The following is a 15,186-nucleotide window of genomic DNA, read 5'->3' as shown; positions in this document are numbered from 1 at the left end:
ACTGCCATGGACATCACCATTCACGCGAGCTTCCTCCCGCATGACGACCCGGACGCGTCCCTGGCTTTCTACCGCGACGTCCTTGGCTTCGAGGTCCGCAGCGACGTCGGGCAGGGCAAGATGCGCTGGATCACGGTCGGCCCCGCCGGCCAGCCGAGCACGTCCATCCTCCTGGCGCCGCCGGCCGCCGACCCCGGGGTCACCGAGGACGAGCGCCGCACCATCACCGAGATGATGGCCAAGGGCACCTACGGCTGGATCCTGCTGGCCACCCAGGACCTCGACGGCACCTTCGAGAAGCTGCAGGCCGGCGACGCCGAGGTCGTCCAGGAGCCGACCGAGCAGCCGTACGGCATCCGCGACTGCGCCGTCCGCGACCCCGCGGGCAACCTGGTCCGCATCCAGGAGCTTCGCTGAGCCGTCCGGCGACCGCAGCCATGAGCAGCCATGACCTGCACAGACGGCACCGTGAAGGGGCCCGCGCGTGACGATGAGGGGACCTCCCTGCTCCAGCGAAGCCGAGAGCTTGGGGGAGGCGGCCGCCTGGTGGCTCCCGTCACCGCCCCCGATGGCAACGTCCCCAAGCTGCTTCACCACCGATGAGTGCCGCCCCCCGCTCCCGCGCTCAGCGCCGTCGCGACACCGAGCATCGGCTCACCCACGACAAAGAGGCCCCCGAGAGCGACGCGCTGCCGCAGGAGCGGGGTGACGGGTGACCGGTTCGCCGCGCACACCGGCTTCGACCCGCGTGCGCCGGCCACCCCGTACCGCTGGTTCCGCATCTCCCCGCGCCGCATCCAGGCTTGGCGCGAGGTGGACGAGGTGGACGAGGTGGACGAGGTGGACGAGGTGAACGAGATGCTCGAACGCGAGCTGATGCGCGACGACCGCTGGTCGGTCCGCCGCCTCGGCGGGCACGCCGCGTGGCCGGGGGGAGACAGCGGACCGTAGCCGCGACCGGGCCGACGAAAGAGGACCAGACGCTACGCTCGAAGCTGGTCAGATCGAGCCAGGCGACGCTGATGGAGCCCGCGAAGGCGGCCCCGCCCCACAGATGGAGACACGATGAGCATGGCCACGAGGACGGACACGCAGTCGCCTGCGCCGCACACTGCCGACAGCCACGATCTGATCCGCGTGCACGGCGCGCGCGAGAACAACCTCAAGGACGTCAGCATCGAGATACCGAAGCGCCGGCTGACGGTGTTCACCGGCGTCTCCGGCTCGGGCAAGAGCTCGCTGGTGTTCAACACGATCGCCGCCGAGTCACAGCGGCTGATCAACGAGACCTACAGCGCCTTCGTACAGGGCTTCATGCCGACGCTGGCGCGGCCCGAGGTCGACGTACTCGAAGGGCTGACGACCGCGATCATCGTCGACCAGCAGCGGATGGGTGCCGACCCCCGCTCCACGGTCGGCACCGCCACCGACGCCAACGCGATGCTGCGCATCGTCTTCAGCCGCCTTGCGCAGCCGCACATCGGCCCGCCCAGCGCGTACGCCTTCAACGTCCCCTCGGTCCGGGCGAGCGGTGCGATCACCGTCGAGCGTGGTGCCAAGAAGGCGGTGAAGGCGACCTTCACCCGCACCGGCGGCATGTGCACGCGTTGCGAAGCCCGGGGCACGGTCTCCGACATCGACCTCACCCAGCTCTACGACGACAGCAAGTCGCTCAACGAGGGCGCGCTCACGATCCCCGGCTACAGCATGGACGGCTGGTACGGCCGCATCTTCACCGGCTGCGGCTTCTTCGACCCGGACAAACCGATCCGCAAGTACACCAAGAAGGAGCTGAACGACCTCCTCTACAAGGAGCCGACCAAGATCAAGGTCGACGGCATCAACCTGACGTACGAGGGCCTGATCCCGAAGATCCAGAAGTCGATGCTGTCCAAGGACATCGACGCGCTGCAGCCGCACGTCCGCGCGTTCGTGGAGCGGGCGATGACGTTCGCCGTCTGCCCCGAGTGCGACGGCACCAGGCTCAGCGAGGCGGCCCGGTCGTCGAAGATCAAGGGGATCAGCATCGCTGACGCTTGCGCGATGCAGATCAGCGACCTGGTCGAATGGGTCCGCGGCCTCGACGAGCCGTCGGTGGCGCCGCTGCTCGCGAAGCTGCAGCACACCCTCCAGTCGTTCGTGGAGATCGGCCTCGGCTACCTCTCGCTCGACCGGCCGTCGGGCACGCTGTCGGGAGGCGAGGCACAGCGCGTCAAGATGATCCGCCACCTCGGCTCCTCGCTCACCGACACCACTTACGTCTTCGACGAGCCCACCATCGGCCTGCACCCGCATGACATCCAGCGGATGAACGACCTGCTGCTGCGGCTGCGGGACAAGGGCAACACGGTGCTCGTCGTGGAGCACAAGCCGGAGACGATCGCGATCGCCGACCACGTCGTCGACCTCGGCCCCGGCGCCGGTACGGCGGGCGGCTCCGTGTGCTTCGAGGGCACCGTCGAGGGGCTGCGGGCCAGCGGCACCATCACCGGCCGCCATTTCGACGACCGGGCCGTCCTCAAGGAGACGGTGCGCACCCCCACCGGCACGCTGGAGATCCGCGGCGCGACGACGCACAACCTGCAGGACGTTGACGTCGACATCCCGCTCGGAGTGCTCACCGTCGTCACGGGCGTCGCCGGTTCCGGCAAGAGCTCGCTCGTGCACGGGTCGATCCCTGCCGGTGAGGGTGTGGTGTCGATCGACCAGAGCCAGATCCGCGGCTCCAGGCGGAGCAACCCGGCGACGTACACCGGACTGCTCGACCCGATCCGCAAGGCGTTCGCGAAGGCCAACGGCGTGAAGCCGGCGCTGTTCAGCGCCAACTCCGAGGGCGCCTGCCCCACCTGCAACGGCGCCGGCGTCATCTACACCGACCTGGCGATGATGGCCGGCGTCGCCACCACCTGCGAGGAGTGCGAGGGGAAGCGCTTCCAGGCATCGGTGCTGGACCACCACCTCGGCGGCCGCGACATCAGCGAGGTGCTCGCGATGTCGGTGACGGAGGCCGAGGAGTTCTTCGGCGCCGGCGAGGCGCACACGCCGGCCGCGCACCGCATCCTCGGCCGGCTCGCCGACGTCGGGCTCGGCTACCTCAGCCTCGGCCAGCCGCTCACCACGCTGTCCGGCGGCGAGCGGCAGCGGCTCAAGCTGGCTACCCACATGGCCGAGAAGGGCGGCGTCTACGTCCTCGACGAGCCGACCGCCGGCCTGCATCTCGCCGACGTCGAGCAGCTGCTCGGCCTGCTCGACCGGCTCGTCGACTCCGGCAAGTCGGTGATCGTCGTCGAGCACCACCAGGCGGTCATGGCGCACGCCGACTGGATCATCGATCTCGGCCCCGGTGCCGGCCACGACGGCGGCAAGATCGTTTTCGAGGGCACACCCGCCGACCTCGTCGCCGCCGGCACCACCCTCACCGGCGAGCATCTCGCGGACTACGTCGGCACCTGACCGAGGCCCTCGCGGACACCGTGAGACGAGTTCTCTCATCTGTTTGGACTCGTCCCGACCGGTAAAGGGGCAGCGCACACCGGTGGCCGCCTCCATCAAGCGAGCCGTCCTCAGTACCGTCGCCGCCCCGACCGAAGTGCGAGGGCGCACTTCACATGGGCCTCCGGGGACGCGCTACTGTCCGCCTCTCCACGGCCGCCGTCCTCCAGCAGGACGGCACGCTCCTCGCGGACCACCCACCACCCCAACTCCCCGTCCCTGACCGCCCTGCGCGACTGGCTCACGGCCTGGGGGGACGCCGGGCGGCTGGCCCCTGAGACCTACACCCCCACCTCCATCCGTACGGTGGTGGGCAGGAACCTGCGGCTTTCCCGGTAGCGCCGGAGGTCCCACGAGTGCGAGCCCACGGCTGAGCCGCTTCACCGCCAGCCCGTTCGGCTGACGGACGGCTCCTGGAAGCCAGGATGCCCAGCCGTGAAGGAGCCGACGGCCGCGGTGATGGTGATGTCCACGTCGACATGCCTCCCCGGCTCCCTGAGGTGCTCTGACGGCCGCCACTCGTCGCCGCCAGGTCCTCCAACAGCTCCAGGAGCGACAGCAGCCCGGCCGCTTGGAGCGGACCAACCACACCTTGTGGTGCACCTACGTCGAGGGCTACACCCCCATGAAGTCTGTCTCTGGCGGCTGACAACCACCGGCAACAAGAAGACCGCCCTGACCTCCAGGCTTGATAACGTCCGCCGCCAGCCGTAATGATCAAGGAAGGACAACAACGCGCAGGAAGTGACGTGCCACAGCGTCAGTGAGCAGCGGATCGCCCAAGCCCTGGAGGACATCTACGGGCGGGCGTTCGGCCGCTGGCACTGGCTGAGCTACGGCGGCCTGTCCCTGAAGGGGCTTCAGGAGATGTGCGACGAACTCCTCGACCACGTCGCCGCACGCGCCCTGGAGGACCCCACGCTCTTTTCCGGACCAAAGAAGACGATCAAGGCCGGGTGAGTTTGGCGGCCACGGCATCGAGGACCCAGTCCAGGCCGGTCGCGAAGGATGCCTCGGCGTCCACGTCCGTGCCGTCGTACACGGCCTTGGTCAGCGCCGGGAAGCGGCCCGTGGCCAACATCCTCGTCACATGCGGGCCGGAGGCGCGCTGCCAGTCGCGCTTGGACAGGCCCGTGGCGCGCTCGGCCCGCAGGTTCGCGATCTCGCGCCTGATCGCGCCGGTGAAGTAGGCGCTGACAGTCTCCACAGCGCGCATGACGGTGTCGATGTCGGCGAGGCCGTCGAGGGCGGCCAGCGTGGCCTCGGTCACGGCGAGGCCGTTCGGGCCGAGGGTCGGGCGGCCGCCGAGCAGGTCGGCCAGCCATTCGTGACGGAGAGCGGCCTGCCTGGTGCGGTGGGCGAGGATGCGCAGCGCCTCCCGCCAGTCACCGGGCTGCTCCTCGGGGAGAATCTCGGCGTGGACCTCGTCCACCATGAGGTCGAACAGCTCCTGCTTGGTGGAGATGTATCCGTACAGCCGCATCGGGCCGGCGTTCAGCCGGGCGGCGACCTTGCGCAACGACACCGCCTCCAGCCCGCCCTCGTCGGCAAGCGCGATGGCGGCGACGACGATCCGCTCCCGGTCGAGCGGCACGGGGCGAGTCGGCGGCTCCGGCCGGTCCCACACAGTCATGGTCACACCGTTCTGTTGCGATGGATCGCAATGGGGAAATACAGTGTATCGATATGAGACATCGTATCGCTGTGGTCGGGAGCGGTCCTGCCGGCCTTACCTTCGCCCGTGTCCTGCACCGCCATGGCTACCCCGTCGCCGTCCTCGAACGCGATCCCGCCCCCGACGCCCGCCCCCCGGGCGGCACGCTGGACCTGCACGAAGGGCTGGGCCAGCTCGCGCTGGACAAGGCGGGGCTGCTGGCGGAGTTCCAGGCGCTGTCTCGCCCCGAGGGGCAGGCCATGCGCATCCTGGACGCGGACGGCACCGTCCTGCGCGATTGGCAACCCCGTCCAGATGACCGGGCCAATCCCGAGATCGACCGCGGGCAACTCCGTGACCTGCTGCTCGGCCCTCTCGACGTCCAGTGGGGGCGGGGGGTGACGCAGGTGGTGCCGGGGACCCGGGATGGCGTACTGGTCCACTTCGCGGACGGGCGGCAGGAGACGTTCGACCTCGTGGTCGGCGCGGACGGCGCCTGGTCCCGGATCCGCCCGGCGGTCTCGTCGGCGACACCGCACTACACCGGCGTCACCTATGTCGAGACCTCCCTCGACGACGTCGACACCCGCCACCCTGACCTCGCCCGGCTGATCGGCGACGGTTCCGTGGCTGTGTACGGCGTGAACCGAGCTCTCGTCGCCCAGCGCAACAGCGGCGGCCACGTCAAGGTGTACGCCCAGTTCCGCGCGCCGCTGGACTGGCACACGAACCTGGACCTGGCCGACGTCGAGGCCGTGCGATCGAGCCTGCTGGCTCTGTTCGACGGCTGGGCCGCTCCCGTCCTCGACCTCCTCCGCCACGGCACCGCTTTCGTCCACCGCCCCCTCTACGTCCTGCCCGTGTCCCACACCTGGACCCACGTCTTCGGGGTGACGCTACTGGGCGACGCCGCCCATCTGATGCCCCCATTGGGGGCGGGCGCGAACCTCGCGATGCTGGAAGGCGCCGAACTCGCCGAGTCCATCGCCACCGGCCCTGGAGATCTGGACGAGGCCGTCCGCGCCTTCGAGGAACAGATGTGGGCACGAGCCGGCAGGTGGGCGAAGATCACGATGGCCGGTCTGGAACGCCTTGTGAGCCCGGACCCCGCCGAAGCCCTCGCCCTCTTCGACCAACTCCAGCCATCCTGACTGCCAAGCGCGAGAGCACCAGCACTACTGACCTTGACGACATCACGCCAGCAAGGTCAGTAGACGAACGCACGGACGCCTGCACCGAACGCAGCCCTCAGCCCGATACCGCCAAAATCCGGTCCGCTCCTACCAGTCGAGGGCCGGTGCGCCGAGTGCGCCCGATGCCGAGCTACGTGTGGGCAGGTCATCGCTACTCTGGCGGCGGCATCGGAATCGTCACGAGGGGCGACATGGGAAGACTGTCGGAGCACGAGTTCGACACCATCGTGCAAGCCGTCGCGGGAAGCATATGGGGTCAAGGAGTCAAGGGCGTTTCCACGAGCGGCTTCACGGTTGAAGCAACGTTCCGAACCCGTTGTAGATCGCAGCGTCGAAGCTGACCTGGAGTCCTTCGACCTCGCCGAGCCAGCCGTTGGCGCGAGCTTCGCGGATGCGTTCGCGGAGGTTCTGGACGATCTCGATGAGGCGGGGCTTCTGGCGTGGGTCCATCTGGAGGACGGGGCAGCGGATGCAGGCGTGCTCGTGCTTGCAGGGCGTCCGGTAGGGCCGCCCGCAGGTACCGAGCGAGACCTTGCGGAGTTCGAAGTGCTGCTGGAAGTCGCGCCACTCCTGCGGGGGTGGGCTCCCGGTATTCCTCCTGGGGACGGGCTGCTCGGCGACGGTCGAGGAAGCGCGGTAGGTCCCGATCAGGTCGTCTTGAAAGACAGCAAGATATGCCTGGGTGGTGGTCAGGGTTTTGTGTCCGAGGATGCGTGCGGCGATGTGGACGGGCAAGCCACCGGTGACGGCCTCGGTCGCGAACATCCTGCGGAAGTCGTGGGGTGTGTAGCGCAGTGGCTCGCCTGCCTGGTCGCGCAGGCCGGTGCATTCCAGGGTGCGGTCGAGGAGACGCTTGACGGCGGCCTCGCTCAGGACCTGTGGCTGCCAGTAGGGGCAGCAGTCTCTCCTCGTTGCTCTTGGACGGCACGATCTGCAGCAGTCGGACGACCTCGCCCTTGTCCGGGAGCTGGTCGGGGAGTTTGTAGGAGACCAGCGCCAGGTGGGTCAATTCGGTGAGTTCTCCGGCTCGGACGCCGGTGTGCCGCAGGGTCTCGATGACGGCCCAGGCCCAGAAGGCGTCGTCCTCGGATCGTGCGTGGCTTGTAGAGGTCGTCCAAGTAGGGCTTCCTCGTGATCGTGTTGATCGTCCCTGCGGTCGCCGCCGACTACGTAAGCGGCGAGGTCCGCGGCTTCGTCGCGACGCGCAGCCACAGCACGGAGTCGCGGACCTCTGCCGAGGTTGCCCGGTCCCAGTCGACCTGGACCACCCGAAGCCACCGCCACCAGCGCAGCAGGTCAAAGGCGTGGCTGCGGACGCTGCCAGGCCGGTTGTCACGAGCGACGAAGTCGACCAGAAACCTGCGGATCGGCTCCACCGTTTTCGCCTCTTCATCGAAGACCAGCCAGGGCACCGCCCCTGCGTCTTCGGCCACCCGCCCCCAACGCGGCAAGCGGATCGACTGGATGTCACGAGATGCTGCGTCCAACTCTGTTGCGCTCCTTCGTCGTTCGGATGCGCAACGTCTACCGGCTAGGCCATGCGGGGGGTGTGCTCACCCTCGGCGTGTCGCCCGCTGGTCCGGTCAACAACTCAGCGCCGCCCCCTCACGCATGGTCCTGCGCACCGCGACGGAGTGCGCCCTCGGGGTGCTGAGCCTCGGCGCCTTCCCCAACGGCGACTTCGAGGTCCCCTTCCCTCTCATCGACGAGACGCTCAGCAGCGAGGACTTCAGTTTCGGGGACGCGGTGGAGGGCCAGGCGCCCACCACGAGGACCTGGCTGGACGCGTTCGCGCTGTGCCTGGTCAGTGGCGCGATCTGGGAGCGGGACCGGGTGATCGGTCTGCTGCTACGGGAGGACTGTGCGCCCGCGATCCGCGACGGGGTGCCGTACTCGCCGCTGGAGTCGCGGTCGGATCCGGCGGGCCTCGCGGAGATGGATGCGTTGCCCAGGCCCGGTGAACCATCGTTTTTCTGATGGCTTGCGAGTCCTGCGCGGGTGTTGGCAGACCAGACTCAGGTCGCCATGAATCGGCCCAGCTCGCGTGACTTCTGCTGAAGGGCGGCTGCCCACGCCCCCTCAGAGGAATCCGGGGCCGTCGGGACCTGAAGGTCCCTGAGCTCGCCACCCTCGGCAAAATCGACTGGCTGCCAGTTCACCTCGATGCCCGCCCTCTCCGCCAGGACCAGCACCGTGGCGACGAACCCCTCGGACAGGGCGGCCATGACGGCGTGGTTCGTTCTCCGGTGCCACGCGAGCAGGGCGTCGACGAACGCTTTGAATGTGGTGGGGTCGATCTGGCACTCGTCAGCCTTCATGGGGCCGATGCCGGACGGCAGACCCACTTCGGCTTGGTAGAGGTTTACCTGGCTCATGAACAGCCGGGAGGCCCCGTTGGACGGGTTCCACAGGGTCTGGTCGCCCATGTCGAAGTACTGGCTCACTGTGGCCTCTTCGTAGGCCGCTTCGTGGGCCGCTTAGTGCTGGTCATACAGGCCAGCGTAGTGAGCCACTGACATTACGGTCGGTCAGCCCTCCACGGAAAGTGAGCCAGAACCTGAGAACCGACAGCACCCACTGAGGGAGGCAGCAGCACGGTTGGGCGTCACACTTCCAGTCGTGCGCTTCAGTGAGTGGACCCGGCCTCACCTGAAGCCCGCGGTACCAAGAGCCTGGCAGCGCGGGCGGCGGGGGCTCGCACCCTCGGCTCGCCCCTGCCATGGGTGCGCGGGCTCCACGGTCGTCACCAAGGCGCTGTCGCCGATCCAGAGCGCGCGAACACGCTGGATATTCTCCCGGTATGAAGATCACGGTGGGGGGCCTCGCGGCCGGGTTGGGATTTGGGGCTGTTACCTCTCTCGTCAACGCGCTTTCGTCGCCGTACGTGGGGCTCGGGAGGCCGCTCGCCGGCACCGTCTGGGCCAAGGCCGCCAAGGTGCTCAGCCTGCTGATGGACGCCGGCTGGTCGTGGGCCGCGTTGGCGGTGGGGATGGGTTGGCTGGTCGGGACGCGCGCCCGAGGCGCGCTGGTCGGTGCCTTGGCGCTGATCGCGGCCTCGGTGGCGTATTACGTGACCGACGCCTTCGTTCTGGGGGCACCGCTGGCCTTGTTCGCGACGGAAACGTTCAAGTGGTCAGCGCTTGGCCTGCTGTTCGGGCTGGTCCTGGGTGTGGTGGGTGCAGCCATCAGGCGGCCTGGGCTGATCGGCTTGCTTGCCGCGTTGACGGTGCCGGTGGGTGCTGCGGTGCAGATGGTCGTGATGCCGCCCGGGCCCCACCTCACCGTGACCCCGGCAATTGTTCTCGCCGAGGTCATCGTCTGGACAGCCTCCGTGCTCGGTGCCGGCTGGGCTGTCCACCGTTTCTGGGCTGCGAAGCCTGCGGTCGGGGCCAGATAGCGAACCATCAGGGATACCCCCGTCATGGTCGTGGGTGAGCCGACCGCCGCACCTCTCAGGATCTCGGCTCACTTGCTGCCGAAACTCGTGAACAATCCGATGCCGCGGCAGCGTCTGGACGACTCCTGAACTGCTGTCGAGGTACTGCCCGATCTCTGGCCCGGCTCAACTTCTGTGGTGACAGGGCCGGGACCAGTCGGCTGGGGCTGAGCACGCACGGGATGGCAGGGCAGCTCTCGTCGCTGGGGACGTGCATGGGTGTGGGCTTGCAGCTCCACAGAAGTATCGATGCGCGGCCGCGTCCACGGCTCCGATCACGACGACCCCGCCCCTGGACCCCAACCCGCCCATACCTACCGGGAAGAGGGCGCTATCCCTTTCCTACAGGCATTGCGGCCGGCCCAGGGCAGGGCGCGGCTTGAGCTATCCCGAACACGCCGGCGCGGAAGATGCGGATACAGCCGAGGGCAGCCCCTGGGTCAGGTGTGCCCAGTGGTTGGCTCGGGCCAGTGCGCACAGGTGGGCGGCGGTTGTGTCCGCGTTGGTGTCCCAGAGCCGTACGGTTCCGTCGTACCCGCTGGTGGCGAGGGTGCGGCCGTCGGGGCTGAATGCCACTGTCGACACGGCGTCGGTGTGGCCGGTGAGGACGGCCGTCGTCCGGCGCGATGTCACGTCCCACAGGCGCACGGTCTTGTCGTAGCTGGCGGTGGCGAGGGTATGCCCGTCCGGGCTGAAAGCGGATGCGAGGACGGTGCTGGAGTGGCCAGCCAAGGTGGCGATGGTCCGGCGGGACGCCACGTCCCACAGGCGCACGACGCGGTCTATACCGGCGGTGACGAGGGTTTTGCTGTCAGGGGAGAAGGTGGCGGTGAGGATGCCTTGCGTGCGGGCGGGCAACGTGGCGATGACGCGGTGCGTCGCCACATCCCACAGGCGCAGGGTGCCGTCGTTGCTGTAGCCGTTGCCGGTGGTGGCCAGGGTGCGGCCGTCGGGGGAGAAGGCTACGGAGGACACCCCTCCGCCATTTCCTTTCAGGACGGCCACAGTTCGGTGCGAGGCCACGTCCCACAGGCGTACGGTGCCGTCGTTGCTGGCGGTGGCCAGGGTGTGACCGTCCGAGGAAACGCCTAATGCCAGGATGGGTTTGGTGTGGCCTTTGAGGGTGGCCACCGCTCGGCCTGAGGCAATGTTCCACAGCTTCACCGTGCGGTCGGTGTGCACAATGGCCAGGGAGCGCCCATCAAGAGTGAACGTCAGTCTCCGCGCTGATGTGCCCAAGGGGCCGAGCGTTGTGCGCTGCCGAAGGGGCTGGGCTGCCCAGAGGGTCACAGAGCCGTCGTCGGTGGCGAAGGTGCGGCCGTCTGGTGAGAACGCCACCGAAGTCACTTTGGCCCTATGGCCGACCAGTGTGGCCGTCAGCTGACGAGATGCCGTGTCCCACAGCCGTACGGTGCCCTCATCGTCCCTGCCGGGCGTGGCCAGAGTGCTCCCGTCCGGGGAGAAGGCAAGCGCATACGCTGCGTCTGTGTGCTTGATGATCTTGACTGAGGGGTGCCGGGAGGAGCGGGCCCACAGGCGCACCGTGCCATCTGCTCCAGCGGTGGCCAGGGTGTGGCCGTCCGGAGAGAACACCATCGACTTCGCCTGGTCCTTCTGCCCGGGGAGTTCGGCCGTGATGCGGCGGGAGGCCACGTCCCACAGCCTCAGCTTGCGGTCGTCACCAGCGGTGGCCAAGGTCCGGCCATCGGGACTGAAGGCAATCGCATAAGACCCGTCGGTGTGGCGGGTCAGGGGCAGGGTGGCGAGCAAACGGCGTTCTGCCGTGTTCCACAGTTTCACCGTGTGGTCGTTGCCGGCGGTGGCCAGAGTGCGCCCGTCCGGGGAGAACGCCACCGCCATCACGTTGCTGGTGTGGCCCGTAAGAATAACCCACCCGCCGAGCCATCGCCCGGTACGCCGGCCCGCCGGCCTCGTCGCGCAGCTTGCGTAACTCGTAGGCGAAACGCTGCACCGGACCGTCTTGCGGATCGATGGCCTTCTCCGGACGCCCCACTCGCCACTTCCCCCTCTTCTCCCCACCAGTGCTTCGCCACCCTAAAGACCAGGTCACCAAGCCCGCAACGACGACCGGCGCGGCAGCCGGGCGTTGGACGGATTGATCAGTGCAGCTCAGACGGGGTGCCAAACAACTCTGTGGCGGGTGAACTCGATGACGTCGGGCCGCTCAGCCGAGCGCGTTGGGGCGACTGGCGGGTCAGTCGGACAGGGGTGTCACCTACGGAGTGTCACCATCCGGCCGGTTCCGCGTCGTTGGTGCCGAGGCCACGGGGGTGCATCGGCAACTCAGAACCCCCAACGAAAGAAGCCCGCCGGCCGGGGATGTTGCCGTGCCGTGGGCCCGTCCGCGTGCAGGAAATCGAGATCATGGAAAGCGGGAAGAGGAAAGCGTGAAGAATTCGAAGGTGAAGCGCGTGTTTGCGGCTGTGGCTGTGAGCATTGGTGTGTTCGCTGTTCCGGCGGTGATGGCTGGAACGGCCGCAGCGGACAGCCATATGCCGGTTCCGTGACGAGACAAGTCTCAGGGGCCCACAACTCACCGGGGTGGGCCCCTGGCTGACGACTTCGACAACGAGCAACCAGCAGGGCTCGGGTTTCTTCGTCCAACTGTTGCTGTGGGGGGCACTGCCTCGACGGGGGATGAAGACCAGTAGCAGGCCCGGCTGACGGCCGAACACGCTGCTCGTTTCCCTGATGATTGGACGTGTTCAAGCGCCAGGGGAGAGGTCGGTTGAGCGAGTGGCGTGTGGTGTGGGTGCCCGGATCCCGGCAGTGGGGGACGCTGCCGGGGGAGGGTGTCCCGGGGGCCCAGGACTCGCCGGAGGCGGTGGCCGGGATCGGGCTGCGGCCCGGCGGTCCGGTGTGATGCGGCGCGCCGCCGCTTCGCGAGGAGGTCGTCCGTCCACAGCGGACGACAAAAGGCAAAGGCAAGGAGGGTACCCACTCCTTGCCACTCTCAACTTATAGCGCACCGGGGGGCTTGCGGCAAGGCCCCCGTCGTACCGCAGAATCTCCGGGCGAAGCCAGAATCTGCGGAATTAGAGGTTGTGAATGATCGACGTGATCGTTGCCGGCGGTGGACCGACCGGGTTGATGCTGGCCGGCGAGCTGCGGCTGGCCGGAGTGCACGTGGTCGTGCTGGAGAAGTTGACCGAGCCGGCGGGGCAGTCCCGCGGACGCGGCCTGCACGTGCGCAGCGTCGAGATGATGGACCAACGTGGCCTGCTGGACCGGTTCCTCGCGGTCAGCGAGCGGTTCACGGTCGGCGGTCACTTCGCCGGCATCGTCAATCTGCGAACGGACCTGTTGGACACCGCGCACCCGTTCGGCCTTGCCACTCCGCAGCCCGTCACCGAACGGCTGCTCACCGAGCGCGCCGTCGAACTCGGTGCCGAGATCCGGCGCGGCTGCGAACTGGTCGGAGTGAGCCAGGACGAGGACGGGGTGACCGTCGAGTTGGCCGACGGCACGCAGCTGCGCTCGCGCTACCTGGTCGGCTGCGACGGTGGCCGCAGTGCGGTGCGCAAGCTGCTCGGCGTCGGCTTCCCCGGTGAGCCCGCCAAGATCGAGACGCTGTTGGGCGATGTGGAGGTGACCGAGCAACCGGCGACGCTGGCCGCCGTCACAGCCGAAATCCGCAAGACCCACATACGGTTCGGCACCGTCCCCATCGGGGACGGGGTGTACCGCATCATCGTGCCCGCCGAAGGGGTGGCCGAGGACCGTGCGACCGCGCCGACCTTCGAGGAGTTCAAGCAGCGGCTGCGGGTGTTCGCCGGCACCGACTTCGGTGCGCACTCGCCGCGCTGGCTGTCCCGGGTCGGCGACGCCACCCGGCAGGCCGAGCGCTACCGGGTCGGCCGGGTGCTGCTGGCCGGCGACGCGGCGCACATCCACCCGCCGACCGGCGGGCAGGGGCTCAACCTCGGCGTCCAGGACGCGTTCAACCTCGGCTGGAAACTTGCCGCCGCGGTCAACGGCTGGGCACCGGAGGGTCTGCTGGACAGCTACCACGCCGAACGCCACCCGGTGGGCGCCCGCGTGCTGGCCAACACCCGCGCGCAGGGCGTGCTGCTGGAGACCGATGCGGGTGCAAAGGCGTTGGAGGAGTTGCTCTCGAAGCTGATGGACTTCGAGGAGGTGAACCGGTACGTGACCGAGATGATCACCGCGGTCGGGGTTCGCTACGACTTCGGCGACGGGCATGAATTGCTCGGAAAGCGGATGCGCGACATCGGCTTGAAGCGGGGCCGCCTCTACGAGTTGCTGCACGGCGGTCGCGGCCTGCTGCTCGACCAGACCGGCCGGCTCTCGGTGGAGGGCTGGGCAGATCGGGTCGACCACGTCGTCGACGTCAGCGAGGAACTGGACGTGCCCGCCGTGCTGCTGCGGCCGGACGGTCACGTGGCCTGGGCCGGCGAAGATCAGGCAGATCTGCTCAGCCAGATACCAAGGTGGTTCGGCGCGCCCGTCAACTGACCGCGGAGTCGCGGCCCGAAAGGGTGGGGCCTTGGTCGAGACGCTGGAGTGGCTGGTGGAGAGCTGCGAGCGCACGGCCGAGGCCCCGGACTTGCTGCCGGATGACTGCCTCGCCGAACCGGAGCCGGCGGTGGCCCGGCGGTCGATCCGTACCCACCACCGGCGCTGTTCCCGATTCCCGCCGTGACATTGGCAGCGGTTACTGGCCTGCTCGGTCGCTTGTCCTGGTGATTGCTTCCGTGGGTGCGGCAGCGGCAGCCAGCCGGCTTTACCAGCGAACACGGTCGGAGCGGCAACGGCGGCACGGCCCTCGTATCCGTTGGTGGTGGGTCGTGCTGGCCTTTGCGGGTGTGCTGGTCGCGGTGTGGGGCGAGCTTTTTCGTTCGACCTCAAGACGGGCGGCTGCGGGCTCATCGTCCCCGTGGGGATGCTGCTGATCAGCTGGCTTCTGCGGTGGCGGCGGCGCCATAACGGGATGCGGAGGGCCGCCGCGATTCTGGCGCCGCTCTCCCTCGGTGCGCTCTACGTCCTCTTCGACGTACTGCTCGCCCTGTCGTGAGAATCAGGGCCGTGAGGATCCGGGCCGTCCGGGCCGCCCGGCGCGGGCAGCCGGCCGCCTCTGCTGTCCGCGACGCGCAGGACGTTGCCGAGTGCGGCGGGTGGTGCGCACGAGCATCACGCAGAGCATGAGCGGGCCCGCCGTGTCATCGCGTAACGTCACCTGGCCGACCTGGCTGGCGGAACCGGAGCTTGAGACTGGTGGGCTCACACGTTGAGCCGCCGTTTCGTCCTCGGCTGTTGCACCTTTCCGGGTGTCATCGACTTCCGAGGCAGGTATGGCCGAGTGCACCTGCCAGCAAGACGCTGGGACATGTAGCCGAGACGGAAGGCTATTCTGCGGCTCATCCAATCTT

Annotated in this window: 16 protein-coding genes; 11 read left to right on the top strand and 5 right to left on the bottom strand. The window is 68.4% G+C overall.

The window, feature by feature from the left end; genetic code table 11:
* Positions 1-6 precede the first annotated feature (6 nt).
* The 4 genes from KI385_RS00380 to KI385_RS00365 all read left to right on the top strand — a co-directional run bounded on the left by KI385_RS00380 (position 7) and on the right by KI385_RS00365 (position 4,452).
* Positions 7-417 carry a VOC family protein gene (locus KI385_RS00380; RefSeq protein WP_238570239.1) on the top strand — a complete coding sequence of 137 codons (411 nt, stop codon included), beginning with the start codon at positions 7-9 and terminating at the stop codon, positions 415-417.
* A gap of 288 nt (positions 418-705) precedes the next feature.
* Positions 706-951 (top strand): hypothetical protein, encoded by a 246-nt coding sequence (locus KI385_RS00375; protein ID WP_238570238.1) that lies wholly within the window; start codon positions 706-708, stop codon positions 949-951.
* Between the two features lie 114 nt (positions 952-1,065).
* Positions 1,066-3,453 (top strand): ATP-binding cassette domain-containing protein, encoded by a 2,388-nt coding sequence (locus KI385_RS00370; protein ID WP_238570237.1) that lies wholly within the window; start codon positions 1,066-1,068, stop codon positions 3,451-3,453.
* 783 nt (positions 3,454-4,236) lie between these two features.
* Entirely contained in the window at positions 4,237-4,452 is a 216-nt protein-coding gene (locus KI385_RS00365) for a hypothetical protein (protein WP_238570236.1), read from the top strand.
* Here KI385_RS00365 and KI385_RS00360 read toward each other — a convergent pair.
* Positions 4,439-5,125, bottom strand: coding sequence for a TetR/AcrR family transcriptional regulator (locus KI385_RS00360; protein WP_238570235.1), 687 nt, complete (start codon positions 5,123-5,125; stop codon positions 4,439-4,441). The genes KI385_RS00365 and KI385_RS00360 overlap by 14 nt on opposite strands.
* Positions 5,126-5,178: 53 nt before the next feature.
* Here KI385_RS00360 and KI385_RS00355 point away from each other — a divergent pair, with 53 nt between their 5' ends.
* On the top strand, positions 5,179-6,297 hold the full coding sequence (locus KI385_RS00355) for an FAD-dependent oxidoreductase (protein ID WP_238570234.1): 1,119 nt from the start codon (positions 5,179-5,181) through the stop codon (positions 6,295-6,297).
* A gap of 330 nt (positions 6,298-6,627) precedes the next feature.
* On the opposite strand, the gene KI385_RS00350 is transcribed toward KI385_RS00355, so the two are convergent.
* The gene (locus tag KI385_RS00350; RefSeq protein ID WP_238577503.1) at positions 6,628-7,158 is read right to left on the bottom strand and encodes a site-specific integrase; all 531 of its coding nucleotides are present in this window, start codon (positions 7,156-7,158) and stop codon (positions 6,628-6,630) included.
* Between the two features lie 347 nt (positions 7,159-7,505).
* Positions 7,506-7,826, bottom strand: coding sequence for a hypothetical protein (locus KI385_RS00345; protein ID WP_238570233.1), 321 nt, complete (start codon positions 7,824-7,826; stop codon positions 7,506-7,508).
* 124 nt (positions 7,827-7,950) lie between these two features.
* Here KI385_RS00345 and KI385_RS00340 point away from each other — a divergent pair, with 124 nt between their 5' ends.
* Positions 7,951-8,316 (top strand): hypothetical protein, encoded by a 366-nt coding sequence (locus KI385_RS00340; RefSeq protein WP_238570232.1) that lies wholly within the window; start codon positions 7,951-7,953, stop codon positions 8,314-8,316.
* Positions 8,317-8,354: 38 nt separating this feature from the next.
* Here the strand turns inward: KI385_RS00340 and KI385_RS00335 are convergent, their stop codons facing one another.
* On the bottom strand, positions 8,355-8,783 hold the full coding sequence (locus KI385_RS00335) for a DUF6086 family protein (protein WP_238570231.1): 429 nt from the start codon (positions 8,781-8,783) through the stop codon (positions 8,355-8,357).
* A gap of 356 nt (positions 8,784-9,139) precedes the next feature.
* Between KI385_RS00335 and KI385_RS00330 the strand changes: the two genes are divergently transcribed.
* Positions 9,140-9,736 (top strand): hypothetical protein, encoded by a 597-nt coding sequence (locus KI385_RS00330; RefSeq protein ID WP_238570230.1) that lies wholly within the window; start codon positions 9,140-9,142, stop codon positions 9,734-9,736.
* Positions 9,737-10,159: 423 nt separating this feature from the next.
* Here the strand turns inward: KI385_RS00330 and KI385_RS00325 are convergent, their stop codons facing one another.
* Positions 10,160-11,629, bottom strand: a complete 1,470-nt coding sequence (locus tag KI385_RS00325) for a WD40 repeat domain-containing protein (protein ID WP_238570229.1) — start codon at positions 11,627-11,629, stop codon at positions 10,160-10,162.
* 895 nt (positions 11,630-12,524) lie between these two features.
* Here KI385_RS00325 and KI385_RS43780 point away from each other — a divergent pair.
* The 4 genes from KI385_RS43780 (at position 12,525) to KI385_RS00310 (ending at position 14,831) form a co-directional block, all read left to right on the top strand.
* Entirely contained in the window at positions 12,525-12,659 is a 135-nt protein-coding gene (locus tag KI385_RS43780; RefSeq protein ID WP_281066760.1) for a hypothetical protein, read from the top strand.
* A 185-nt stretch (positions 12,660-12,844) separates the two neighbouring features.
* Positions 12,845-14,272, top strand: a complete 1,428-nt coding sequence (gene rox / locus KI385_RS00320) for a rifampin monooxygenase (protein WP_238570228.1) — start codon at positions 12,845-12,847, stop codon at positions 14,270-14,272.
* A gap of 31 nt (positions 14,273-14,303) precedes the next feature.
* Entirely contained in the window at positions 14,304-14,459 is a 156-nt protein-coding gene (locus KI385_RS00315; RefSeq protein WP_238570227.1) for a hypothetical protein, read from the top strand.
* Between the two features lie 177 nt (positions 14,460-14,636).
* Positions 14,637-14,831 carry a hypothetical protein gene (locus KI385_RS00310; RefSeq protein WP_238570226.1) on the top strand — a complete coding sequence of 65 codons (195 nt, stop codon included), beginning with the start codon at positions 14,637-14,639 and terminating at the stop codon, positions 14,829-14,831.
* The last annotated feature ends 355 nt before the right edge of the window (positions 14,832-15,186 follow it).

Source organism: Streptomyces inhibens (genome assembly GCF_022221585.1).
GTDB classification, from domain to species: domain Bacteria; phylum Actinomycetota; class Actinomycetes; order Streptomycetales; family Streptomycetaceae; genus Streptomyces; species Streptomyces inhibens.
This window is presented reverse-complemented; position numbering and strand designations above follow the sequence as displayed.